This is a genomic window from Candidatus Dechloromonas phosphoritropha, from assembly GCA_016722705.1.
GTDB classification, from domain to species: domain Bacteria; phylum Pseudomonadota; class Gammaproteobacteria; order Burkholderiales; family Rhodocyclaceae; genus Azonexus; species Azonexus phosphoritrophus.
In genome coordinates this window covers 141,547-165,225 of record JADKGN010000004.1, presented here as the reverse complement: position 1 = coordinate 165,225, position 23,679 = coordinate 141,547, and the positions used below count along the sequence as shown (strand labels likewise).

Here is a 23,679-nt window from a genome sequence, read left to right as displayed (position 1 = left end):
CGGGACCCGGGGTCTGCGGGCGCGCGAGGTGCGTGGTGGCCTGCGACGGCTGGCAGAGTCCTGGCTTGCGCGCACCGGAGATTGCCGCATACCACCGGAGATGGGTCGCGATGGGTTGACCGCGAAGCTGATCCGCAACTGATCGAGGACATGCTGCCGCGGCTCGCCTCCGCCGCGCGCGGCGCTGAGGCACAGGACGCCTGAATTCAAGAAGATGAATCACGATCCTCATTCAGTTCTCGGCCTCGCGCCAGATGCCGGGCCCGGCGACTTGAAGCGCGCTTACCGTCGGCTGGCCATGCACTGGCACCCGGATCGCAACGGTGACCCGGCGGCGCCAGAGCGTTTCCGCCAGATCAGGGCAGCCTACGAGGAGCTTGCCGCGGTCGACGGTAAGGAAGGGGCAACAACCGCTAAAAGGGACGACAGACCGGCGGCGGCCAGCAGGAAGGCGGCGGATATTCGTCTGAACCTCGACATCAGCCTCGAACAGGCGGCTCTCGGGTGTCGCCGGACGGTGGAAGTGACGCGCGGCAAGCCCTGTGCAACTTGCGACGGCAGCGGCGAGGCCGGGGTAACCCGGACGCGGTTTTGCGCGGCGTGTCACGGCAGTGGTCGGGTGCGCGACGCCAAGCGCGTGCTGGTGACCTGTGACGAGTGCGCCGGGCGCGGCTTTTTCAGCACGCGGATCTGCCCGGACTGCGCCGGCAGCGGGCGTGAACTTGGGCGAGTCAGCCTCAAGATCAACGTGCCGGCCGGCATGCTGCCGGGTGACGACCTGCGCCTCGCCGGTCAGGGCGAGCCGGCGACCGCCGAGCTGGCGGCCGGTGACCTCTATCTGACCGTTCTCGTTCGCAGCCACTCACTTTTTCAGTTACGTGGGCGTGATCTTCATTTCGCCATGCCGGTAAGCGCGCTGGCCCTCATGGCCGGCGACGAGATCCGCTTGCCCTCATTGAGCAATCTCGTTTCCTTGACCCTCGACCCCGGACCGCCCGAAGCGCGCGAAGTGCGGATACCAGGCAAGGGCTATCCCGGGCGCGGCAAGCATCAAGCCGGCGACCTGGTCGTGCGTCTCGATCCGGTCTTCCCGGCCACGCTCACCGCCCGCCAGCGCCGATTGTTGCTCAAGGCCAATGCGGCATTGATGGATGGCGGCGCGGACTCCCTGCCGGAGATCGTCGCCTGGAACCGTGAGCATCGCGGCGGCCCGCCTGAAGCCTAGAGCAGCGGACTCATCATCTGCACCGCGTTTTCGAGCAGACGCCGCCCGCGTGAGCGGGCGCGCCACGCCGCGAGTTCCAGGCTCTGCGAGCGGGCCTCGTAGTCGCGCTGGAGGGCGCGCGTCGTGGCCGAGAATTCGTGATCGTAGGCAATCAGCGAAACTTCGAAATTCAGCTCGAAGCTGCGAAAATCGAGGTTGACCGTACCGAAAACCGTGAATTCATCATCGACGACCATACTCTTGGTGTGCAACAGTCCGTCGCGGAACTTGAGGATCGTGACCCCGACTTCGAGAAGGTCCTCGTGGTAGGCTTCGCTGGCAAACCGCACCAGGCGCGAGTCGATCTTTTCGGGAACGATCAGCACGACGCGGATGCCGCGCAGGGCGGCCGAGCGCAATGCTGTCAGCAGCGCTTCGCCGGGAACGAAATAGGGCGTGGTCAGGACAATCTCACGGCGGGCGGCGTAGATGGCCATCAGCAGCAGCGCATCGATGCGCACCCGCGAGGTCTGCGGTCCCGAGGGGAAGATCTGGACGTGACCGCTACCGGCGGGCGGCAGATCGGGGGGTGGCAACGGCGCGAAATCGCCGCCGGTCTGCAGCGATGTCAGCGAGAGCGAGATGGCTTCGAGCACCCAGGCGGCCGGTCCTTCGATCCGCGCCATGGCATCCACCCACTCGCCAACACCTGCATCCTGCTTGAAAAATCGCGGATCGGCGATGTTCATGCTGCCCACGTAGGCAATCCGGCGGTCGATGACCGCGATCTTGCGATGATCACGCAGGTCGAAACGGACGAACAGCGCGCGCAGCGGGTTGACCGGCAGCATTTCGACGACGTTGACGCCGGCGTCGCACAGACGATGATAGTCAGCGCTCTTGAAGAACGGGCGGCTGCCGAGCGAATCCATGAGCGCGGAACAGGCGACGCCGCGCTGTGCGGCGCGCACGAGGGCAGCGATCAGGTCATCGACGAAGCCGCCGGCGCTCCAGATGTAGAACTCCATATGGACCGAGGAAAGCGCGGCATCGATGTCACAAATCATGGCGCGCATGATCGATTCGCTGTCGGCGAGCAGCTGCAGGCGATGGCCGCTCATCAGCGGCAGCCCGACCGCGGTTTGCGCCAGACGGCTGATGCTTTCGCCGCCGCTGGACAGGCGTGTCGGCGAGGCGATGCTGGTGCCGGGAATGCTTTCCGCCCAGCTCAGCACCTGTGGGCGCAGGGCGAGTGCCCGCTGCATCCAGACGCGGCCGAGACGCCGCTCGCCGATCAGCAGATACATCAAGGCGCCGATACCAGGAAGCAGGATGACCAGCAGCAGCCAGGCAACCGCCGTCCCGTGCGCCGAGCGCCGCGAAAAAATGCGCAGCGAAACCGCCACGACCAGGATGACGTCGAGAACGGGGAGGAGGTTCAGCAACATCGTGCCAATATCATCTGCCTGATCGACCATGGTCAACGGGGGACCGTTCTCAGCGATGTGATTTCTGGAGGCTGCGGATGTTGCAGGAAATTGAAGCGTTCCGGCACGTCGACCGCGGCGATCGGCTCAAGGGCCAGTCCTTGCCAGGAAATCCGCCCGGACTTGCTGTTCATCAGCGCAAGAAAGGCGCTTTCGTTGGCTGGGCTGGCGTCTGCGTCATGGCACCGCGCCAGAAACTCCGCCAGATCGCGGTCGTCGAGGAGGCCGATGCCAAGCGCTGTTTCGAGCAGAACATTGCCGTCTTCGTCGATATGAAGCGATTTCGGCATGCCACTTGCGGCCCCGGTCTGGCTGACGAAGCCCGCGTCTTCCCGCCGGAATACCCACGGTGTATAGGCCAGGTTGACGAAAACCCGTTGCGGGCCGTTCTGTACGAACCAGCAGCCGGAGTCATCACGACCGTACTGCCGGTTGATGAAGGCGATCATCCCGCCGTGGGTGACGCGCTCCCCCTGCAATCGCCAGTCTCCGCGGCGGTCGAGCGACAGCCAGTCGTAACAGGCGGGGACGTCAGGCCATTTGGCGATGGTGGAGAAATCGACGGGCATCAGTCGGCGTAGTTCTCGAGAGGCGGGCAGGCGCAGTTGAGGTGGCGGTCGCCATGGACATCGTCGATGCGATTGACGCTCGGCCAGAACTTGTTGCTCCTCACCCAGGGCAGCGGGAAAACGGCTTGTTCCCGGCTGTACGGGTGACTCCAGTCGGCATCGACGATATCCGCCTGCGAATGCGGGGCATTCTTCAGGGGGTTGTTGTCGGCCAACCAGACACCGTTCTCGATCTGGCGGATTTCCTCGCGGATGGCGGTCATGGCTTCGATGAAGCGGTCCAGTTCGGCCTTCGATTCGGATTCCGTCGGCTCGACCATGATCGTCCCGGCGACCGGAAAGGATACCGTTGGCGCATGGAAACCGTAGTCCATCAGGCGCTTGGCGATGTCGATTTCGGCGATTCCGGTCGCCGCCTTGATCGGGCGGATGTCGAGAATGCACTCGTGGGCGACGCGGCCGTTCTTGCCGACGTAGAGGACCGGGTAGTGCGCCCGCAACCGGGTGGCGACGTAGTTGGCGTTGAGGATGGCGACCTGCGTCGCCTTCTTGACGCCTTCGCCGCCGAGCATGGCGAGGTACATCCAGGAAATGGTCAGGATCGAGGCCGAACCAAAGGGGGCGGCGGCAACCGCGCCCTGCCCGTCGTGCGGGCCGTCGACGGGTGCAACGATGTGGTTGGGCATGAACGGCGCCAGATGGGCCTTGAGGCCGATCGGTCCCATGCCCGGTCCGCCGCCGCCGTGCGGGATGGCGAAGGTCTTGTGCAGGTTCATGTGGCTGACGTCGGCCCCGATGAAGCCCGGCGAGGTCAGGCCGACCTGGGCGTTGAGGTTGGCGCCGTCCATGTACACCTGGCCGCCGTACCGGTGCACGATGGCGCAGATGTCGCTCACGGCTTCCTCGAACACGCCGTGGGTCGATGGGTAGGTGATCATCAGGCAGGCCAGTTCGGCCGCGTGCAATCTGGCCTTGTTTTCGAGGTCGACCGCATCGATGTTGCCGTGCTCGTCGCAATCGACGATGACGACCCGCATATTGCACATCTGGGCGCTGGCCGGATTGGTGCCATGCGCCGACTTCGGGATCAGGCAGACGTTGCGGTGGTCTTCGTCACGAGTCGCGTGGTAGCGGGCGATCGCGACGAGGCCGGCGTATTCGCCCTGCGCCCCCGAGTTCGGCTGCATGCAGATGGCGTCGAAGCCGGTGACGGTCTTCAGCCATTCGGTCAGGCCGCCGATCATCTCGTGGTAGCCAACCACCTGATCGCGCGGCGCAAACGGGTGCATGCCGCCGAATTCCGGCCAGGTGACCGGGATCATCTCGCTGGTTGCGTTGAGCTTCATGGTGCACGAGCCGAGCGCGATCATCGAGTGGTCGAGCGCCAGATCCTTGTTGCGCAGCGACTTCAGGTAACGCAGCATCTCGTGTTCGGTATGGTGCGTGTTGAATACCGGGTGCCGCAGGATGGCATCACCGCGCAACAGCCCGGCCGGGATGCCGGGGTGGGTGGCGGCAATCTGGGTGTCGATGGCTTCGACGTCGAGTGTGACCTGGGTGATCAGCTTGAAGAGGACGGCGACATCGTCGCGGGTGGTCGTCTCGTCGAAGGAAATTCCGAGCACGCCGGCCGCGACGCGGCGCAGGTTGTAGCCGGCGGCCAGGGCGTCGCCATAAACCGTTTCGGCGCGGGCGCCGAGGTCGAAATGCACGGTGTCGTAGAACTGTCTGGTCAGCAGCGTGATGCCGGCGCGCTTCAGGCCTTCGGCGAGGATCGCGGTCAGGCGGTGGATGCGCCCGGCGATCAGGCGCAGCCCCTTGGCGCCGTGATAGACGGCGTACATGCCGGCCATATTGGCCAACAGCACCTGCGAGGTGCAGATGTTGGAGTTGGCTTTTTCGCGGCGGATGTGCTGTTCGCGCGTCTGCAGCGCCATGCGGTAGGCGGTGTTGCCGCGCGCATCTTTCGAGACGCCGATGATGCGGCCCGGCATCGAGCGGACAAAGACTTCACGGGTGGCGAAGAACGCGGCGTGCGGGCCGCCGAAGCCCATCGGGATGCCGAAGCGCTGGCTGGAACCGAGCGCAATGTCGGCGCCCATTTCCCCCGGCGACTTGAGCAGGACCAGCGCCATCAGATCGGTGGCGACGGCAACCGTCGTGCCCCTGGCCTTGAGGGCGGCGATTGTCGCGGTCAGGTCGCGGACTTCGCCGTTGTCGCCCGGGTATTGGAGGAGGGCACCGAAGAAGTCGTCGGCAATGGTTTTTGCCTCATTTTCCGGGTTGACCGCACCCCGAAGGAAGTACTCCTGGGGTGCAGCAATCACCAATTCGAAGCCGAAATAGGCGGCGCGCGTCCTGACGACGTCGATGGTCTGCGGGAAGCAGCAGGCATCGACCAGAAAACGGTTGGACTTCGATTTGGAGACTCGGCGCGCCATGGCCATCGCTTCGGCGGCGGCGGTCGCTTCGTCAAGCAGCGAGGCGTTGGCGATTTCCAGCCCGGTCAGGTCGACAACCATCTGCTGGAAATTCATCAACGCTTCCAGACGACCTTGGGCGATTTCGGCCTGATAGGGTGTGTAGGCGGTGTACCAGCCGGGGTTTTCCATGACGTTGCGCAGGATAACCTTGGGCATCAGCGTGTCGTAGTAGCCCATGCCGATGCAGGATTTGTTGACGACATTTTTGTCAGCGATGGCCTTGAGGTCGGCCAGCGCCTCGTGTTCCCGGCGCGGTGCGGGTAGCGGCAGGTCGGCCGGCAAGCGGATGGCGGCGGGAACAGTCTGGTCGATCAACTGTTCCAGGCTGGCGACGCCGATGGCGGCCAGCATGGCAGCAATTTCGCTGGCACAGGGGCCGATGTGGCGGCCGATGAACTCGTCGTGCTGTTCCAGAGCTGAAAGGGGAAGATTCAACGGCATGGGAGTCCTTGAAATAGAAATACTTGAATACGTCATCCCCGCGAAGGCGGGGATCCAGTGGTTTGAGTTTCCGGGTTCCCGCTCTCGCGCCCCGCAGGAAGTACCCTTGGGGTGCGGGAAGGACATGCAGCTTTCAGGCGGCGTCGGCAATGCCTTGGTAGGCGGTGGCGTCGAGCATCTGGTCGAGGTCGACGACGTTGTCCGGGGTCATCTTGAACAGCCATGCGCTGTAAGCGTCCTGATTGACCGATTCCGGCGCATCGGCAGCGGCCTGATTCACTTCGCTGACGGTGCCGGCGATAGGCGCGTACACATCAGCGGCCGCCTTGACCGACTCGACGACGGCAATTTCCTTCCCGGCATCGTAATGGGCGCCGATTTCCGGCAGTTCGACAAAGACGAGGTCGCCCAAGGCTTCCTGGGCATGGTCGCTAATACCCACGGTGACGGAGCCGTCAGCGTTGAGCAGCATCCATTCGTGGGAGGCGGCGTACTTGAGGTCGGCGGGGATGTTGGACATGAGGGGGCTCCTTAAAAGCGTTGTCGATTAAAGATAGTTGATTGGCAATTCAATTCAAAGCTGTGAGCAAAATTCGGCCACGTGCCGTGTAAACCTTCGGGGCTCCTATACTCATGGCGTTTTCGTTTTCTGTTCCAACTCATTGAAGTGCCCAAGGCTTCCAACTGACCTAGCCACTGAGCGAAGTGCGGGCACGTGGCTCGGATTGGCTCTATGCCTATCTTTCCCAAGATCGTCGCGCCATCGGCGACTTCCTTGTATGTCGGCACCAAACCGCGTATGCGCGCCTTAGGATGAGTCACTGGATTACCGTCAATCAATTCGGCCTCACGCGCTGCGGCAACCATCGCCTGCATGCGATTTGCGAGACCTCCACTATTGAAATGACCAGCCACTGTCTGCGGTGAGGAAAATAACCAAGCCTCGAACTCATGCAGCGCGAGAAACGGGAGAAAGCGCGTATGCGCAACATCCTCGGCGAATGCCTGAGTAGTGGAGGCCACCCTGGTTCTAGGGGCCTCATGGCCCGAAGAAGAAGCGGGCCCCGGAAAGTCGGCAGGTAGGGCGTAGAAGTCAATCAGGGTAGTCACCCAGGCGGCGTTGTCTCGAAGGAGTGGATTGAGGCTGCTGCGAATCTGTTGGTAATGGCTAACACCACCGCGATAGCCACTGCCCCCAGCCAGACGTTTTGTCCAGATCAGGATTGGCTTTGCCACGAATACCCCATATGCCGCCAGATGCGGCGCCAAGGTACGGTTGACGAATATCTCCTCCGACTGGCCTTCCACCAGTATCAACAAGCGTGTCACGGTCGTCCCCCGAGGACGTTCTTCTCCCACAATTCACCGAGGCTGTAGCTTTCCAACCATTCCTTTAGCGCCAGCTCGTCGATACGGTTGAAGGTCGTCGCTCGTCCGTCGTTCTCTGCCACGATGACGTGCTCAGGTTCGAACTGATTGAGCAAGGTCACGGATTGCGTGGCCAGCAATACCTGCCGGCTCTGAGCAGCGGCCTCCAGCATCTCCGCCAAGAGCCTAATTGCTGCGGGATGCAGGCCCAGTTCCGGTTCATCAAGCAGAATCAGTGTTGGCATGGAATGCGTCGGTTGAAGCAGCAGCGTGGCCAGGCAGATAAATCGCAGAGTGCCATCCGACAGGGAGTAGGCGTCGAAATAGGCATCCGACCCCTCCTGACGCCATTCCAACTTGATCTTGTCTGGGTTGACCCGTGACGGCTCCAGCAAGAAATCGTCGAAAAAAGGCGCCATCAGGCGCACATGCTCGACGATGTGACCATATTCAGTGGCATGCCGCTCCCGCAGCCAGTAGAGATAGGCTGCCAGGTTGGCGGCATCCGGACGCAGGAAACGGTTGTCGGCGATGTCGCAGGTGCGCTTGCTAGGCGCGGAATCCGACGTGTCGTGAAAGTGATATACGACCCAGTTCGCGATCTGGGGATAGACATACGCGGGTACCTGGTTTTTGCCCTCCTTGGCAGCCTGCTCAAGCTTGCTTTCGGAATGACCTTGGGCGATAACCTCGGCGTAATTCCAGCGCCCGTGATAAGCCACAGATTCCGTTTCAAAAACCAGGCTGTCTCCCAACGCGGGCTTGAGCCTGAATCCGTAAGCGTTCTGGGCAAAATCAAAATTCACTTCCATGGCCGGCGTGTGCTTCTGGCCATGATGCAGGAAGCGGTCGGCTCCGCCCTGTTCCGCCACATAGAGCTGCAGGTTTCTGGAAAGCACACGATCCAGCAAGCGGAACACGCCAATCAGATTGGACTTGCCAGAGCCGTTGGGGCCGATCACCACGTTGAGATCGCCCAAGTCCAACGTCTGCTTGGCGATGGACTTGAAGCCTTCGATATTGACCTGTCGGAGTGTTTTCATGTCTGCGTTCCTGCTTTCGCGTTGCTGGCGAATGCCCCTGGCCAGCCTCCATGGCTTTCGATGATACGGTCGATTTCCGCCATCAGGCGGATGGTTTCGTTGAGGGCGACGACGACGCGCTGGTAATGGCTGATGTCATCAGGCGAGAGCGTGCGGCCCTTGCGGTCTTTCAGCCACTTCTCGCAGACCTGATAGCCGCCGATGTGGAAATTCCATACGGCTTCGGGGACGCCTTGGAAACCGGTGCTGCCGGGGGCTTGGGTGGCTCCTGTCTTGCAGGTGGGGGCGTCGATCCAGACGGTGTCGTCCGCCCAGGCGACGCGACCGACTTCGGGGTTCCGGCCGACAATGAACTCGGTGATGGGCTGGGCGAGCTTGGGCGATTCCAGCAGGTGCAGGGCGGTGAGTTCGCCGCCGAGCCGGGCCAGCGCGCGGAACAGATCCAGGTTCCCGGTCAACGGCAGGCGCGGGAAATCGATCTTCAGAAACTCCGCGTAGCGGCTCCGGTAGCCGGGACTGTGAAACACCGCGTAGGCGTAGTGGAGGATATTTTCGGGCGTCAGGCCGGCGGGCAAATCAAAGTTTCCCTTCGTCTTAACACCGAGCTTCTGTGCCCATGAAAACAAAATCTTCGTGTTCAGGTTCGGCCTGAGTCCATCGTTTGAAAGCTTTGCTTGTGGCGAGTCAGCATCGTCCGTCAAGAAGAGTGGGAAAACCGTGCAGCTTCGCGAGGACTCTGCTGTTTTCATTTCAACGAGAAATTTCGAGACGAACACCGCATCGAAGATGCCGGTGGCTTGGATGCGAGCGCTCAGCAAAGCGACATTGCTGCGTAGCATGTGGCGGAGCGTCGGATACTTGGAATCGCCCTTCTCGATAATTTTCGGGTTGTAATAAATCCAACGGAAGTCAAATGGCCGGTAAGTGAGGTGCTGGATAAACTGCGGAACCTCGTCCGCCCTAATCTTGAGCTGCGCGTCTTTGAGTTTCCAGTTTGGGGTATCGGTGATGCCGTAGCGTTCGCGTAACAGTTCTAAACGGTGCTCGGTGGCAATGTCCGACATCCGAGCGACCAGCGTTTTCTTGTTACAGTCAATCACTATGCCGTCTCGGTGAGTTTTCACTCCGCACGAATTGACCGCCATCAAATCCTTGAGCGACGGGTAATCTTCGTATTCGGCCGAGTTCGCGTCATCGAACGGAATCAAGAAATACCGCGGCTCTACCGGACGCAGGTCGGTCCACTTTCGAAGTGAGATTGGATGGAAGGCGAGGTCAGCGTATTTCTCGTTTCGATTGCCCCATAGATCGGTGTGGCGAACTGTGCTCGTGGATGGCTTCCCGAACGGGCGAACTGCGATGGAGACGGCAACCCCCTGCTGAATGTCGAATACGTTTTCGTTGCTTTTGCCTGCTGGCACCCGCTCACCGATGTTTGAATCACCATGGAGGTCGAGAACGAACATCGCGTTGAACTGACCGAGCAGTTCCTTCCTTACTCCACGATGAATCACGCCCTTGAGGTATCCGTGGTTGGTAATCATGCCCCAAACACCGCAGTTTGGAGCCGCCAATAGCTTCTGACTCAGCCGAACAAATTTAAGGTAGTCGTCGGCTAAAGCAACGAGACCTTGCTCGCCCCGCACATGTTTCTTGTAGTCGTCCATTAGGCCATCAATGAACGGATTGAAATTAGTGCTGGTTACTGAATACGGCGGGTTGCCAATAACGACGGTGAAGCGCTTGTGCCGTTTGATTTCGTTGACGGCGGCGGCTTCGTGGGCGAGGGCGTCGAAGCCGATGAGCGGGAGCTGTTTCACCCATGGTTCGAGGGCGTTGGTGAGGTAGATGCGGGCGCGTTCCTCGGTGCCAAAGCGGTAGCCGGTCTCGGCGAGCTTGAGGCCGATTTTCATGTGGGCGATGGCGTAGGGGGCCATCATCAGCTCGAATGCGTGGAGGCGTAGGAGGAGGTGCTTCGGCACGTAGTCATTCCACGCGGTGTGCTGCTGGACGTCGGTGAGGCGCTGCTGTTTCCACTTCGCCACGAGGGTGCGGTGAATGACAGCGATGACTTCGACGAGGAAGGTGGCGGTGCCGGTGGCGGGGTCGAGGATTTGGACGAAGGGTTCGTCCGGGGAGATGGTTCGCTTTTCGCCCGGCTCGTCGGTGAGCGGCGGGAGTTTCATCTCCGGATGCCTGGTCAGCATTTCGCCCCAAGTCGTCGTGTCGGCCAGACCATCGGCAAGCCCGAATTCCGTTTGCAGAAGTTCGTGGACGCTACGGACGATGTAGCTGACTACTGGCTGCGGGGTGTAGAAGACGCCGCGCTGGATTTTGAGTTGCTTATTGTAGGCACCCAGGAAGTGCTCGTAGAAGTAAATGACCGGGTCTTCGCCCCGCGTCTTGTTACCGAAATCACGCAGGATGGCGGGTAGATCGGTTTCCTCGCCGCGCAGCACTTCCACGACGTCCTGAATGCCGAGTTCGTCAAAATCGATGCCGCCCTTGCGCCCGCCTGCCTTGAGGAAAGTCTGCAGCATTTCCTTGAGGAAGGGATTGGTGATGGGCACCATGTCGACAACGTTGTCGGCGATTAGGGCAGTGCCGTGGCGGCCTTCGCTCATTTCGGTGCGCGAGATGGCGGCGGTGAGCAGACCGTAGGTAATGGTCTGGGCGTAGGTGTCGGCGAAGGTTTCCGGCGTCAGGTCATGGATCAGCGCCGTCTGAAAGGCTTTGTAGAGCTTGGTGAGCGCGCCGCGCTCCGACTCGGCGGCCAGCAGGCGTTTCGCTTTGTCGCGAATGCCGCGCGCCAGTCTGGCGAGTTCTTCGGCAAGCAGGTCAGCAGTCTGGATGACATGGCCGATGCGATGGCGGAAGGGTTTGGCCCAGGTTTCGCGCCAGGCTTGGGTATCGTTTTCGTCTTCCGGCCAGCGCAAACGCTGGTGCAGGGCGCGATCGACGTTCGCCAGTTTGAGCGGGGTATCGCCGCCATCCCAACCCAATACATTCAGGGTGGGCAAGTCCCCGGCATTTTGGTGGAAATGGGCGAAGGCGATTTCGCGTGCATCGGTGTCTTCTTCACCAAAAGCGGTGACGAAAAGCAGGTCTTCGGCATGCCAGGCGGGCGCGCTGGCTTTGTTGGCCGAGGCGCGCTTTTTGATAACGAGGTGCGAGAGGATGCGGCGCAGGACGACGACGGGCAGTTTCTTGTTTTCGAATTCGACGAAGAAGATTCCCCAAGGCTGGCCGCTGACCAGTGGACGCAGTTGATGGATGGTCTTGATGCGGGCGGCGTCTTCTTCCTTCAAGCCCAGTTCGGCGGGTGTGAACTCGAAGGTGAGTTCGTCGAAACCGTATTCCCGTAGCGGCCAGTCGAGTTCGTCTTCGAGGTAGCGGACAAGTTCGGGAAAGGCATGGATGTTGCGAAGGCTATTGGCGGCCATCAGTTGAGCTCCATCCAGCATTTGAGCACCGGGGAGACACCCAGCGGCGCTTGCAGGGGGCGAAGGAATTTGGCGATCAGTTGTTTTTCAACCTGTTTGCGTAGTTCCGAGAGCGTGTTGCGGTCGACCACCGTTTTTCGTTGATTTTCCGGTGTGGACCGAATCAGGGCCGCGATGGGGCCGGCGTCGGTGAGCACTGCTTTGCCTTCCAGGTCGAAACAGGCCCAGACGGTCAGCCCCGAAGCGTCTGACCAGCGCGGCTGGCCGGTTTCAGGGTCGGAAAGATTGCTGTCCGGCCGGGGTATGCGGTAGCAGAAAAACACGGCCCGGCTATCTGGCTTCGGGCTTTCCTTGCCGGAAAACGCTTTTAGCGGGAATCCGGCAAGCTGGGCGGCCAACTCGGGTTGGGCCGCCATCAGGCGTTCGTATTCGAGACGCAGATTTTCGGTGTCGGAAAGCTGGCCGTCGCATTGTTCGTTGAGTTCCTTGACCGGATCGAACTCGTCATCCGGCGTCAGTAGCTTGCGGCCTTCGATGCCGAGCGTGCGTGAGATGAGCAGGGTTTTGTGGGTGACGCGCTGGAAGAGGCGCAGCAGTTCGTCCAGCTCGTCGGGTGGCAGGAAGTTCCAGAAGGCGGTTTTGCCGCGCAGTTTTTTGCGCTCCGGGTGGTCGGCGATCATATGGGCCTCGATGTCCGGGTTCATGCGCCGGTCTACGCGTCCGATACGCTGCATCAGGCGCACCGGATTCCAGTGCAGGTCGTAGTTGATGAGGTGGGTGGCGTCCTGAAGATTCAAACCTTCCGACAGCACATCGGTGGCGACGAGAATGCGGATTTCTTCCTTGCCTGCGGCAATGAGTTCGGCGGAGGAGGTTTCGTTGTAATAGGGCGAGAAGCGGCGGATCACGTCGCTGCGCTGCTTTTGACTGCTGCCGCCATCGATGCGGCAGATGCCGGTGAGCCCGGCTTGTGTGAGCTGCTGTTCGAGATAGCGGGCAGTGTCGGCGAACTCGGTGAACAGGATGAGCTTTTCCTTCTTCATCACCGCGTCGTTCTTGAGCAGCTTGATGAGCGCCTTGAGCTTGTCGTCGCGTTCGGGCTTGGCCTCGCCTAACAGGTTGAGAAATTCGGCAAGCTGGTTAAGGTCGTCATAGTTGTCGTCGATGATTTCGTTGATTTTGTAGAGATCGGCATCGAGTTGCTCGACGGCGGCGAGATGATCCTCGGTCAGGAATTCTTCAACCTGGTCTTCATCGGCTTCGTCGGGCCACAGTTCATGGTTGTGCGACTGGCTGTAATTGATGAGTGCCCCGTGATTGATCTTCCAGCGCTCCAGGCGGCGTTTGTCGTGATCGGTATGGCTATGGACGGTGACCCAGGCCAGCAGTTTTTGCAGCAGGCGCCAACAGGAACTCTCGAAGGCACGGGCGGAGCTCTCGAAGCGCTTGAGGAAGAGGGTGCGGATCAGGGTGACAACCTGTTTCTGCCGGCCTTCGTCGAAAGAGGTGAGTTGTTGATCGGCTTTGTCGCCCTTCCAGTAGGGCAGCGGGTAGTAAATGCCGAGTACGAACAGCGGATTTTTCTTGTTGAATGCCTGTTCTACGGCGGTAAGCAGTTTGCCGTAGGTGGCTTTGAGGTTGTAGGCGACAACGTTAGGGGCTTCTCGCTCTGGGAATAGCGCCTCGCTGGCATTCTGCTGGCGCTGGCTTTCCTTGACATAGCCGCGGCTACGCTGAACGACGATTGCGGCAAAGATGCGGTCGGTGCGCAGGGCCTGCTCGGCGGCAAAAATTTCGGTGCCGAATTCGAGATTGAGCTGCGTCGTGGCCGGTGACTTGCCGAGCAAGTGCTTTTCCAACTGGTTGAAGTGAGCGCGCAGGTTGTGAATGCCCAACTGTGTGGCGTACACGGTTTCGTTGCCGGCCAGCTCGATCATGTGGCGGAAATCGTGGATCGAGTTGTTGACCGGCGTGGCGGTCAGCAGAAAGAGCTGTTTTGGCCGACCGCCTGATTGCAGGTATCGCTGGAGCAGCCGGTAACGGGATGCCTCTTTCTGCCCTTCACCCTTGATGCCGGGATTGCGGAAGTGGTGGGCTTCGTCGATCAGCACAATATCGGCGTCGCGCAGTGTGAGTTCGATATCGCGCTGCCAGCGGCCTCTGCGTTGCAGGTCGGTGTGGTTGTAGACGACGAAGTTGACGAAGCCGCTGTTCAGATGCGGCAGGTAGCGCTGAATGGCGCGCTCCCAAACGTCTTCCCGTGCTGCTTTGGGGGCGAACAGGACCACCCGACGGCCTTCGCGGACGACCATGCGTTCCAGCAGCATCAGACCGACGAATGTTTTACCAAGGCCAACGCCATCGCATAGGAACGCAGAGCCGAAGCGGTCAGCGATCTGAATGAGATTTTTGTAAGCATCCTGCTGATACTTGGCCAGAATGGGGAACAGCTTGGAGTGCTCGCGATCCCATTCGTCAGGAGTGAGTTCGTGACCGCGCATGAGTTCGTCGAGCGCCTTGGCCCACACTTCGAACGGACTGTAGTTGCGTGTGTGGCGTTCGAGCGTTCGCAGCAGGTCGGGACCGACGTCTTCCGCTTCGTTCCAATGACGCTCATACCATTCTTGAAGCAGGCCGACTTCCGGGCCGCGAATCTGGACATTGAGTTCCACGTTGCCAGTCAGGCCGGGGTAAGTAAAGTTTGAAGAGCCAACCAGGCCAAATGAGCCGATTACGGCGGCCTTGCCGTGCGTCAGGTAGGCCTTGGCGTGGAACTTATCCTTGCGGAAGACACGGCATTCGATTTTGCCTGATCGTACGGCTTCAACGATGGCGGGTACGCCTTTTAGAAAGTCATTTTGACTTTTCTCGGTTTCGACGCTGGCGTCAAGGCGATTGCTGATCTTTTGCAGGCTTTGAACGAAAGCGCGTTTGGTTCTGAGGGAAACCTCATCACCCATGAGGATGCGGATTTTTGCAACGGACTGCCATTTGTCTTCGAGTGTAAGCAACGCTCCAATCTCGAAATAGCCTGTTGCAATGTCAATCGCTCGCGAAAGCTCGCACCAGTCCTTCAGATAAGATCGTACTTTCCAGCTTGAATCGCTGTTGTCAACGATGAAAAGATCAGAGGCGTTGGTGGCCATTGCGCAGCTTGCTATTCCGCAAATGGGTTCAACAGGCCGATCCCGCAGCCGTCGAAATCGCGGACGTTACGGGTGACCAAGGTGAGGTTGTGGGCCTGGGCGGTGGCGGCGATGAGCATGTCGGCCTGGGATCGAGTGATGCCGCGCCGTGAAAATTCGCCACGCATCTGACCGGCGCGGTAGGCAATTTCTTGCGTTATCGGCATCACCGAGCAACGCGTGTTCAGCAGCGAATCATAGGCTACGCGCAGGGCGTGGTTGCCACCGCGAATCAAACCGAACATCGACTCATCGACTGAAATCGCCGCGAGCAGGAAACTCTGTTGGTGTTCCGCCCAGGTCAGCACACCAGAATGGGGGCGGGGCCGCAACAACTCGCTGATGACGCTAGTGTCAACGAGCTGCATTTTTCGGGTATTCCTCATCGAGCATTTCAGCAAAGGCATTCGGGCGCATGGCGGCAAAACGGTCCGGGTCGGGTAGCGGGTCTGGGTCGCTCGCGGCAAGGCGACGCAATTCAGCAAACGCCTCGCCCAGCGTCTGGGGCTGGGTTTGTGTGGCTTTCCAAGCGCGATAGGAGGTCATTTCTTCAGTCGAAATCACCGCCGCCACCGGCGTGTTGCGGTTGTAGATGATTTGCGGCTCGCTGCTCGCCTGTTTGACGACTTCCGAGAAATGCTGTTTGGCTTGGGCGATATTCCAGTTCATGGCTACCTCCAATCATGTCTATAAAAAAGGCTTATTATAGACATGATTTTCGAGTTTAAATGGTCAGATTGCCGACTTGCCGTTTCGGGCGAATACGGGTTTTACGACCTTGGCCTTGAGCAATTTGCCACGGATATCGACTTCAACTTCGTCGCCAATCTGCACGCCGAGCGGCAGGCGGGCGAGGGCGATGGACTGCTGCAAAGTAGGTGAGAAACTACCTGAAGTAATTTCGCCATTCCCCTGTTTTGTAATTACTTGTTGGTGGCCGCGCAGTACGCCCTTGTCGAGCAGGATCAGGCCGAGAAACTGCTTTTGCTGGCCGGTTGCGGTCAACGCCGATTTTCCGACGAAATTGCGTTCGTCCTTCATGGCGACCGTCCAGATCAGCCCGGCATCGAGCGGCGAAACTGTTTCGTCCATGTCCTGACCGTAGAGATTCATCCCGGCTTCGAGGCGCAGCGTATCGCGGGCGCCGAGGCCGCAGGGGGCGACGCCGGCGGCGTGCAGCGCATTCCACAACGCTTCGGCTTCACAGGCAGGAAGCATGATTTCGTAGCCATCCTCGCCGGTGTAGCCGGTGCTGGCGATGAAAAATTGGTCGACCTCAGCGGCGAAGAAGGCTTTCAGGCCTTCCGTGGCCGCCTTGGCCTGCGGCAACACCTGCCAGACCTTGGCGCGGGCATTCGGCCCCTGGACGGCGATGATCGCCAACGGGTTGTTACCGTCGCGGCGCTGGGTGATCGTTACATCAAGCTTCCATTCCGAAACCTTGGCCTGCATCCATACCAGGTCCTTTTCAGCGGTGCCGGCATTGACGACGATGCGAAAGTGCGTGTCGGTCAGGAAATAGATGATCAGGTCATCAATGACGCCGCCGGCCTCGTTGAGCATGGCAGCGTAGAGCGCCTTGCCGGAAACTGTCAGCTTGGCGACATCGTTGGCGACCAGGCGGGAGAGAAAAGCGCGGCAATCGGGGCCGACGACATCGACCGGACACATGTGCGAAACGTCGAACATGCCGCAGTTATTACGCACCGCGTGGTGCTCTTCGATCTGCGAGCCGTAGTTGACCGGCATGTCCCAGCCACCGAAATCGACCATCCGTGCGTTCATCGCACGGTGTGCAGCATTGAGAACAGTTTTCTTCAGCATATCAATCCTTTGCAAGCGTTGATTAACGCCAGTTCTAGAAACGGAAAAGGGGTGAAACGAAAGAATCACGTCTTGCGTTTCACCCCTCTGTCCTCGATACCTGAGAGATTTGCCCCATCGGTGGATGTCGACCGTGACCCGAAGGAGGCGCCCTCGGGGTGCTGCAGCCGCCATCACTCTCCAGAGTTTCGGGTTTAACCCCGCTTCCACGGTTCTTTTGCCTGAGCGTTTTCGGGTGGAATTGCGCCTTCGGCGGCAGAGCGGATCTGCACTCTCCCACGGAATGGAGAGCACTATAGCCGGATGCCCGGTGCGAGGCAATCTGCGGCACCGATACCTGCTGCACCACGCAAGCGAATCCGGGCAACGGTGCGCTTCATGTTAAAATCTTCGATTGTTTTTTGCCTGTTGCCCGTGACCCCAGCCAACTTCGACTTCCATTGCCATTCCACCGTTTCCGACGGCCTGCTGTCGCCACAGGATGTGGCGCGACGGGCGGCGGCCAATGCTGTCGACCTCTGGGCACTGACCGATCACGATGATCTCGGCGGTCTGCTCATCGCCAGGGAGGTGGCCGAGGAGGCCGGCATGGGTTTTGTCCCGGGTGTCGAGATATCGATCGAGTGGCGGGGCGTACCGATCCATATCGTCGGCCTCGGTTTCGACCCGGCGGACCCCGGCTTGGCCGGCGGCCTCGATGAACTGCGTATCGGACGCATCGAGCGTGCCCGACGGATGGGCGATGCGCTGGCGGCCATCGGCATCCCCGGCGTCTATGAAGGGGCGTTGTGTTTCGTGACCAATCCGAGCCTGATTTCACGCGCCCATTTCGGCCGTTATCTGGTTTCGATCGGCATCGCTCGCGACATGGCTGGCGTCTTCCAGAACTACTTGACGCCGGGCAAGCCTGGCTACGTCGATCATCGCTGGGCGACGCTGCAGGACGCAATCGGCTGGATCAATGGCGCCGGCGGCGTGGCTGTCGTGGCGCATCCCGGGCGCTACCGGATGTCCGGCAGCGAGATGCGCCGTTTCCTCGATGATTTCAAGGATATTGGCGGGCAGGGGCTCGAGGTCACCTGCGGCAGCCATTCGCCTGACCAAGTGATGCATTTCGCCCGCCTTGCCCGGCATTACTCCTTCCATGCCTCGCGCGGTTCGGATTTTCACGGGCCGGAAGAGAGTTATGTCGATCTCGGCAAGTTGCCGCAACTGCCGGAAGACCTCAAGCCGGTCTGGCGTCTGCTGAGCTGAGACATGGCCCGCGTCGTCAATATTCATCCGGATTCGCCGCAACACCGCCTGCTGGCGCAGGCTGCCGAATACATCTGCGCTGGTGGCATCGTCGCGCTGCCGACCGATTCCTGCTACGCCCTTGGCTGTCGCCTCGACGACAAGGAGGCGATGGACCGGATTCGCCTGATTCGCCAGATTGACGAGCGCCACCACCTGACGCTGATGGTGCGCGATCTGTCGGAAATCGCCCATTTCGCCCGCGTCGATAACTCCCAGTACCGCCTGCTCAAGGCGGTGACGCCCGGCAGTTACACCTTCATTCTCGAAGGAACCAAGGAACTGCCGCGCCGTGTCATGCATCCCAAGCGCAAGACGATCGGGCTGCGGGTTCCCAATCATCCGGTCGCGCTGGCCATGCTCCAGGAGTTGAATGAACCGCTGTTGACGACGACCCTGCAATTGCCCGGCGACGAGGCACCGTTGACCGAGGGTTGGGAGATTCAGGATCGTCTCGACGACCAGATCGAACTGATTCTCGACGCCGGCCACTGCGGCACCGAGCCGACCACCGTCATCGACCTGACCGGCAGGATGCCCGAACTGATCCGCGCCGGCCGCGGTTCGCTCGCGCCGTTCGGGCTGGACTGACCGGCATGCTCGAAGGCGTTATCCAGACCATCGCCATCTCGGCGCTGCCGGTGATCTTCGCGATCACGCTGCACGAGGCAGCACACGGCTATGCCGCCCGTCACTTTGGCGATCCGACAGCGTGGCAGATGGGGCGCATCAGCCTCAACCCGCTGCGCCATATCGACCTGGTCGGCACCATCCTGATTCCCGCGGCTATCCTGCTGTTTTCCGGCGGAACCTTCCTGTTCGGTTATGCCAAGCCGGTGCCGGTCGATTTCAGCCGCCTGCGCAACCCGAAGCAGGACATGTTCTGGGTTGCCGCCGCCGGCCCGGCCGCCAACCTGTTCATGGCCTTTTGCTGGGCTTTCATGCTCAAGCTCGCCTGGCTGATGCCGGGCAACGTGTTCACGCTGCCACTCTCCGAAATGAGCAAGATCGGCATCATCGTCAATTGCGTGCTGATGGTGCTCAACCTGCTGCCGCTGCCGCCACTCGATGGCGGAAGGATCGCCGTCAGCCTGCTGCCGCACGCACTGGCCTGGAAATTTGCGAAGATCGAGCGCTGGGGCTTCCCGATTTTGCTGGTGCTTTTGTTCACCGGCATCCTCGGCGCCGTCATGAATCCGCTGGTAATACTCGCGGCGCGGGCCATCGAATCCATTTTTGGGCTTTACTGATCAACCATGTACGCAGAACGTGTCCTTTCCGGCATGCGCCCCACCGGGTCGCTCCACCTCGGCCATTACCACGGGGTCCTCAAGAACTGGGTCCGGCTCCAGCACGAGTACCCCTGCCTGTTCTTCGTCGCCGACTGGCATGCGTTGACGACGCAGTACGACAATCCGCAGGGCATCGAGCAGGCGACGTGGGAGATGGTCATCGACTGGTTGGCCGCCGGCGTCGATCCCAAACAGGCGACCCTGTTCATCCAGTCGAAGGTGCCGGAGCATGCCGAACTGCATCTGCTGCTGTCGATGATGACCCCGCTCGGCTGGCTGGAGCGGGTGCCGACCTACAAGGACCAGCAGGAAAAGCTGGAAAACAAGGATCTGTCGACCTACGGTTTCCTTGGCTATCCGCTGCTGCAGGCGGCCGACATCCTGATCTATCGCGCCGACAAGGTGCCGGTGGGCGAGGACCAGGTGCCGCACATCGAGTTTTCGCGCGAAATCGCCCGCCGCTTCAACCATCTGTACGGCCGCGAACCGGGTTTCGAGGACAAGGCGCGCGAGGCGGTCAAGAAACTGGGCGGCAAGAAGGCCAGGTTTGAGGATCTGCGGACCCGCTTCCAGCAGGAGGGCGACCGCGAGGCCATCGCGCGGGCCAGGGTCATGCTCGAAGAGATCCAGCACCTGTCGCTGGCCGACCGCGAACGGCTGTCCGGTTATCTGGAAGGGACCGGCAAGATGATTCTCGCCGAACCGGGGGCGCTGCTGACCGAGGCTTCGAGAATGCCGGGTCTGGACGGGCAGAAGATGTCCAAGTCGTACCACAACACGATCACGCTGCGTGAATCAGGGGAGTCGGTCACGAAGAAGGTGCGCAGCATGCCGACCGATCCGGCCCGCGTGCGCCGCACCGACCCCGGCGAGCCGGACAGGTGCCCGGTCTGGCAACTGCACCAGGTCTATTCCGATGCGCGGTGCAAGGAGTGGGTGCAGCAGGGGTGCCGCAGCGCCGGTATCGGCTGCATCGACTGCAAGCAACCGGTGATCGACGGCATCCTGCGCGAACAGGCACCGATGCGCGAGCGGGCGCAGGTCTATCTGGATGACCCGGTGCTGGTCCGCAACATCATTGCCGACGGTTGCGAGAAGGCCCGCGAACTCGCCCGCGAAACCATGCGCGACGTGCGCGAGTCGATGGGTCTGGAATATCACTGATGAACAGCGAGGCGCCGACCGGCTTCTGTCCGTTCAACCGGCAATGCCGCGGTCAGAGCCGCGTTCCGGCCCGCTGAACATGGAACTTGCACCTCAAGCATGCTCGTTTCAGGGCACGGTCGATCTTTCCCGGAACGGGTTTTCCGCGCCGGTTGCCCGCATCTACGGCGAGCCGCTCGAGCAGTTGCCGCTGGATCTCTACATCCCGCCGGACGCTCTGGCAATCATGCTCGATGCCTTCGAGGGTCCGCTTGATCTGCTTCTGTACCTGATCCGCAAGGCCAACGTCGATATTCTCGACATCCCGATGGCGCCGCTGACCCGGCAATACCTCGACTATATCGAGAGCATGCGGGCGAGCAACCTCGAACTTGCCGCCGATTATCTGGTCATGGCGGCGATGCTCATCGAGATCAAGTCGCGCATGCTGTTGCCGCGCCCGAAAGCGGGCGCCGGTGACGAGGGTGAGGATCCGCGTGCCGAACTGATCCGTCGCCTGATGGAATACGAGCAGATGAAGCTGGCCGGGCTCAAGCTCAATGAAATGCCGCAGGCCGAGCGCGAATTCTTCTGGGTCGAGACGCTGGTCGAGAAGTCTCTTTACGTCCGCTTGCCGGAGGTGTCTCTGGAGGATCTCCGGCAGGCGTGGATCGCCGTCGTGCGCCAGGCCAGCTTGAAAACGCGTCACAAGATCGGCCGCGAGGAATTGTCGGTGCGCGAGCACATGGGGATCATCCTCCGGGTCTTGCGCGAGCGCGCTGGTTTCGTGCAGTTCGAAACGATGTTCGATCCGGCCATGGGGGTGCCGGGGCTGGTCGTGCATTTCCTGGCGATGCTCGAGCTGGCCCGCGAAAAGCTGGTCGAATTTACTCAATCCGAGGCTTTTCAGCCGATTTACCTGAGAGTGCATCAAGGTGGAAGCGAGTCTGGTCAAGAAAGTGCTTGAAGCGGCATTGCTCGCCGCCCGCGAGCCGATGACGCCGCTCGAGCTGCGCAAGATGTTTGACGAGGAACTGGCGCCCGATATCCTGCGCAAGCTGCTCGACGAACTGTGCGAGGAATGGGCCGAGCGTCCGGCGGAATTGATCCAGCTCGCATCGGGCTGGCGTTTCCGGACGCGGGCCGAATTCCTTCCATACCTCGAGCGCCTGAATCCGGAAAAGCCGCCGAAATATTCGCGGGCGATGCTGGAAACGCTGGCCATCATCGCCTACCGGCAGCCGGTAACGCGCGGCGACATCGAGGAAATCCGCGGTGTCGCGGTGAATACGAATGTCGTCAGGACGCTCGAGGAGCGCGGCTGGATCGATGTCGTCGGTCATCGTGATACGCCCGGTAGGCCGGCGCTGTTCGCGACGACGAAGAAGTTTCTCGACGATCTCGGGCTGCGCAGCGTCAGCGAGTTGCCGCCGCTCGAACAGATCGGTCAGACACTGGAACTGAATCATGAAAACTAAACGCACGCCTTTCCGCCAATCGAAGGTGGCAGGTTCCGAAAATCGGCCGGAAAAGGCAGTCGACCGTGCCCGTTCCCCAAGGGATGGTGCTCCTGCCAAGGTGGCGAACATCGCGAAAGCAACCGTGAAGGGCGGTAATGAAACTCCAAGGGGGCGTGCGCCGCGGCGCGAAGCCGATGCCGGAGTCGTTCCAAGAACGCTGGCTCCAGGACGTCGCCCGGCACCCAATACGGGAGGGCGGGCGAATCGCGGCAGCGTTGCCCGCGATGGCCGGCCGTTGGCCGAAGCCAAGCCGGAACGTCTGCAGAAGGTGCTGGCGCAGGCCGGTATCGGTTCACGGCGGGAAATGGAACAGTGGATTGCCGCCGGCCGGATCAGCGTCAATGGGGTGACGGCCCAGATCGGTCAGAGCGTGGTGCCGACCGACAGGATCAAGATCGGTGGCCGCCTGGTAAACGTGCGATTCACCTCGACCCGGACGCCGCGCGTGGTTCTCTATCACAAGCCCGAAGGGGAAATCGTCTCGCGTGACGATCCGGAAGGCCGGCCTTCGGTATTCGCCGCCTTGCCGCGCATCCGCGGCGGCCGCTGGATCGCCGTCGGGCGGCTCGACTTCAATACCTCCGGGCTTCTTCTTTTTACCACCTCGGGCGAACTGGCCAACAAGCTGATGCACCCGAGTTCGGAACTGGTCCGTGAGTACGCGGTGCGTGTTCTCGGCGAACTCACGCTGGAAACGCAACGGCTGTTGCTCGACGGTGTCGAACTTGACGATGGTCCGGCCAGCTTTGCCAGCATCGACGAAGCCGGGGGTGAGGGGGCCAACCGCTGGTATCGCGTGACCCTGTTCGAAGGGCGCAACCGCGAGGTGCGCCGCATGTTCGAGGCGGTCGGGTGCACGGTGAGCCGCTTGATCCGGATTCGCTACGGGCCGTTCAGTCTGCCGCCGCAACTCAGACGAGGCCGCGTGCACGAACTGGATGAGGGTGAAGTCAAGGCTTTCCAGAGCGAACTGGAGAAATCGACCAAGCCGGCAGTTCCCCGGGAAGAGGTATGAAGCCTGCCAGGGCATCGCCAAGGCCGACGTCGTAGACACTGTAATAAAGTATATTTTAATCAATCGGTTATTTCAGGTTCTTGAGGGCATTGTTTAAGTATTGTCTGCGCTCGACTTTGGTGAGGGCATTCGTGACGCTGGATGAGGCATTCACCGGGCTTGGGATCCGCGGATAGGGCCGGCGCGCGATGATCGTGATGGCGCTGCGCGCCGTGCCATGTGGCGCCGACACCTGGTTGGATGTTGCCGAATGGGCCGAGGACAACGAAACCTCGCCGCATTGCCGTGACATCCATTGGTTGCCATGGAGACTCGCTCCGGCGTCACCGGAACGGCAGGAGGAGGTGGCGAATCCTGAATCGCTTTGGA

19 protein-coding genes and 2 riboswitches are annotated in these 23,679 nt (G+C 60.9%); of the genes, 8 read left to right on the top strand and 11 right to left on the bottom strand.

Annotated elements, in window-relative coordinates; genetic code table 11:
• Positions 1-214: 214 nt before the first annotated feature.
• Positions 215-1,225 carry a J domain-containing protein gene (locus IPP03_06475; GenBank protein ID MBL0352300.1) on the top strand — a complete coding sequence of 337 codons (1,011 nt, stop codon included), beginning with the start codon at positions 215-217 and terminating at the stop codon, positions 1,223-1,225.
• Here IPP03_06475 and cls read toward each other — a convergent pair.
• The 11 genes from cls to gcvT all read right to left on the bottom strand — a co-directional run bounded on the left by cls (position 1,222) and on the right by gcvT (position 17,047).
• Positions 1,222-2,682: a cardiolipin synthase gene (gene cls, locus IPP03_06470; GenBank protein ID MBL0352299.1), complete on the bottom strand. Its 1,461-nt coding sequence runs from the start codon at positions 2,680-2,682 to the stop codon at positions 1,222-1,224. The genes IPP03_06475 and cls overlap by 4 nt on opposite strands.
• A gap of 2 nt (positions 2,683-2,684) precedes the next feature.
• Positions 2,685-3,260: a DUF2946 family protein gene (locus tag IPP03_06465; protein ID MBL0352298.1), complete on the bottom strand. Its 576-nt coding sequence runs from the start codon at positions 3,258-3,260 to the stop codon at positions 2,685-2,687.
• On the bottom strand, positions 3,260-6,184 hold the full coding sequence (gene gcvP, locus IPP03_06460; GenBank protein MBL0352297.1) for an aminomethyl-transferring glycine dehydrogenase: 2,925 nt from the start codon (positions 6,182-6,184) through the stop codon (positions 3,260-3,262). Before gcvP ends, IPP03_06465 begins: the two co-directional genes overlap by 1 nt.
• A 133-nt stretch (positions 6,185-6,317) precedes the next feature.
• A complete protein-coding gene (gene gcvH / locus IPP03_06455) occupies positions 6,318-6,704 on the bottom strand; it encodes a glycine cleavage system protein GcvH (protein ID MBL0352296.1) in 387 nt (128 codons plus the stop codon).
• Positions 6,705-6,715: 11 nt separating this feature from the next.
• Positions 6,716-7,513, bottom strand: a complete 798-nt coding sequence (locus tag IPP03_06450) for a DUF4276 family protein (protein MBL0352295.1) — start codon at positions 7,511-7,513, stop codon at positions 6,716-6,718.
• The gene (locus tag IPP03_06445) at positions 7,510-8,595 is read right to left on the bottom strand and encodes an AAA family ATPase (protein ID MBL0352294.1); all 1,086 of its coding nucleotides are present in this window, start codon (positions 8,593-8,595) and stop codon (positions 7,510-7,512) included. The genes IPP03_06450 and IPP03_06445 overlap by 4 nt, the downstream gene beginning before the upstream one ends.
• Complete coding sequence (locus IPP03_06440) at positions 8,592-12,038, bottom strand: hypothetical protein (protein MBL0352293.1); 3,447 nt, start codon at positions 12,036-12,038, stop codon at positions 8,592-8,594. The genes IPP03_06445 and IPP03_06440 overlap by 4 nt, the downstream gene beginning before the upstream one ends.
• Entirely contained in the window at positions 12,038-15,184 is a 3,147-nt protein-coding gene (locus IPP03_06435) for a DEAD/DEAH box helicase family protein (GenBank protein MBL0352292.1), read from the bottom strand. Before IPP03_06435 ends, IPP03_06440 begins: the two co-directional genes overlap by 1 nt.
• A gap of 11 nt (positions 15,185-15,195) precedes the next feature.
• On the bottom strand, positions 15,196-15,591 hold the full coding sequence (locus tag IPP03_06430; protein ID MBL0352291.1) for a type II toxin-antitoxin system VapC family toxin: 396 nt from the start codon (positions 15,589-15,591) through the stop codon (positions 15,196-15,198).
• Entirely contained in the window at positions 15,578-15,892 is a 315-nt protein-coding gene (locus tag IPP03_06425; GenBank protein ID MBL0352290.1) for a type II toxin-antitoxin system Phd/YefM family antitoxin, read from the bottom strand. Before IPP03_06425 ends, IPP03_06430 begins: the two co-directional genes overlap by 14 nt.
• Before the next feature lie 63 nt (positions 15,893-15,955).
• The gene (gene gcvT, locus IPP03_06420) at positions 15,956-17,047 is read right to left on the bottom strand and encodes a glycine cleavage system aminomethyltransferase GcvT (protein ID MBL0352289.1); all 1,092 of its coding nucleotides are present in this window, start codon (positions 17,045-17,047) and stop codon (positions 15,956-15,958) included.
• A gap of 77 nt (positions 17,048-17,124) precedes the next feature.
• Positions 17,125-17,241, bottom strand: a riboswitch (glycine riboswitch).
• Between the two features lie 5 nt (positions 17,242-17,246).
• Positions 17,247-17,336, bottom strand: a riboswitch (glycine riboswitch).
• Between the two features lie 89 nt (positions 17,337-17,425).
• Here gcvT and IPP03_06415 point away from each other — a divergent pair.
• Genes IPP03_06415 through IPP03_06385 form a run of 7 tightly spaced genes read left to right on the top strand, consistent with a single transcriptional unit; the run spans position 17,426 to position 23,310 of the window.
• Positions 17,426-18,301: a PHP domain-containing protein gene (locus tag IPP03_06415; GenBank protein MBL0352288.1), complete on the top strand. Its 876-nt coding sequence runs from the start codon at positions 17,426-17,428 to the stop codon at positions 18,299-18,301.
• A gap of 3 nt (positions 18,302-18,304) precedes the next feature.
• Positions 18,305-18,931 carry a threonylcarbamoyl-AMP synthase gene (locus tag IPP03_06410; GenBank protein MBL0352287.1) on the top strand — a complete coding sequence of 209 codons (627 nt, stop codon included), beginning with the start codon at positions 18,305-18,307 and terminating at the stop codon, positions 18,929-18,931.
• A 5-nt stretch (positions 18,932-18,936) separates the two neighbouring features.
• Entirely contained in the window at positions 18,937-19,590 is a 654-nt protein-coding gene (locus IPP03_06405) for a site-2 protease family protein (GenBank protein ID MBL0352286.1), read from the top strand.
• 6 nt (positions 19,591-19,596) lie between these two features.
• Positions 19,597-20,796, top strand: coding sequence for a tryptophan--tRNA ligase (locus IPP03_06400; GenBank protein MBL0352285.1), 1,200 nt, complete (start codon positions 19,597-19,599; stop codon positions 20,794-20,796).
• Between the two features lie 43 nt (positions 20,797-20,839).
• Entirely contained in the window at positions 20,840-21,742 is a 903-nt protein-coding gene (locus tag IPP03_06395; protein MBL0352284.1) for a segregation/condensation protein A, read from the top strand.
• A complete protein-coding gene (gene scpB / locus IPP03_06390; GenBank protein ID MBL0352283.1) occupies positions 21,711-22,253 on the top strand; it encodes an SMC-Scp complex subunit ScpB in 543 nt (180 codons plus the stop codon). Before IPP03_06395 ends, scpB begins: the two co-directional genes overlap by 32 nt.
• Positions 22,243-23,310 carry a pseudouridine synthase gene (locus IPP03_06385; protein ID MBL0352282.1) on the top strand — a complete coding sequence of 356 codons (1,068 nt, stop codon included), beginning with the start codon at positions 22,243-22,245 and terminating at the stop codon, positions 23,308-23,310. The genes scpB and IPP03_06385 overlap by 11 nt, the downstream gene beginning before the upstream one ends.
• The last annotated feature ends 369 nt before the right edge of the window (positions 23,311-23,679 follow it).

What these genes read in the sequence shown, in the direction of transcription:
- IPP03_06475 (MBL0352300.1), top strand. Translation starts at nt 215, where the DNA reads ATGAATCACGATCCTCATTCAGTTCTCGGCCTCGCGCCAGATGCCGGG.
- cls (MBL0352299.1), bottom strand. Translation starts at nt 2,682, where the DNA reads ATGGTCGATCAGGCAGATGATATTGGCACGATGTTGCTGAACCTCCTC.
- IPP03_06465 (MBL0352298.1), bottom strand. Translation starts at nt 3,260, where the DNA reads ATGCCCGTCGATTTCTCCACCATCGCCAAATGGCCTGACGTCCCCGCC.
- gcvP (MBL0352297.1), bottom strand. Translation starts at nt 6,184, where the DNA reads ATGCCGTTGAATCTTCCCCTTTCAGCTCTGGAACAGCACGACGAGTTC.
- gcvH (MBL0352296.1), bottom strand. Translation starts at nt 6,704, where the DNA reads ATGTCCAACATCCCCGCCGACCTCAAGTACGCCGCCTCCCACGAATGG.
- IPP03_06445 (MBL0352294.1), bottom strand. Translation starts at nt 8,595, where the DNA reads ATGAAAACACTCCGACAGGTCAATATCGAAGGCTTCAAGTCCATCGCC.
- IPP03_06440 (MBL0352293.1), bottom strand. Translation starts at nt 12,038, where the DNA reads ATGGCCGCCAATAGCCTTCGCAACATCCATGCCTTTCCCGAACTTGTC.
- IPP03_06435 (MBL0352292.1), bottom strand. Translation starts at nt 15,184, where the DNA reads ATGGCCACCAACGCCTCTGATCTTTTCATCGTTGACAACAGCGATTCA.
- IPP03_06430 (MBL0352291.1), bottom strand. Translation starts at nt 15,591, where the DNA reads ATGCAGCTCGTTGACACTAGCGTCATCAGCGAGTTGTTGCGGCCCCGC.
- IPP03_06425 (MBL0352290.1), bottom strand. Translation starts at nt 15,892, where the DNA reads ATGAACTGGAATATCGCCCAAGCCAAACAGCATTTCTCGGAAGTCGTC.
- gcvT (MBL0352289.1), bottom strand. Translation starts at nt 17,047, where the DNA reads ATGCTGAAGAAAACTGTTCTCAATGCTGCACACCGTGCGATGAACGCA.
- IPP03_06415 (MBL0352288.1), top strand. Translation starts at nt 17,426, where the DNA reads ATGTTAAAATCTTCGATTGTTTTTTGCCTGTTGCCCGTGACCCCAGCC.
- IPP03_06410 (MBL0352287.1), top strand. Translation starts at nt 18,305, where the DNA reads ATGGCCCGCGTCGTCAATATTCATCCGGATTCGCCGCAACACCGCCTG.
- IPP03_06405 (MBL0352286.1), top strand. Translation starts at nt 18,937, where the DNA reads ATGCTCGAAGGCGTTATCCAGACCATCGCCATCTCGGCGCTGCCGGTG.
- IPP03_06400 (MBL0352285.1), top strand. Translation starts at nt 19,597, where the DNA reads ATGTACGCAGAACGTGTCCTTTCCGGCATGCGCCCCACCGGGTCGCTC.
- IPP03_06395 (MBL0352284.1), top strand. Translation starts at nt 20,840, where the DNA reads ATGCCGCGGTCAGAGCCGCGTTCCGGCCCGCTGAACATGGAACTTGCA.
- IPP03_06385 (MBL0352282.1), top strand. Translation starts at nt 22,243, where the DNA reads ATGAAAACTAAACGCACGCCTTTCCGCCAATCGAAGGTGGCAGGTTCC.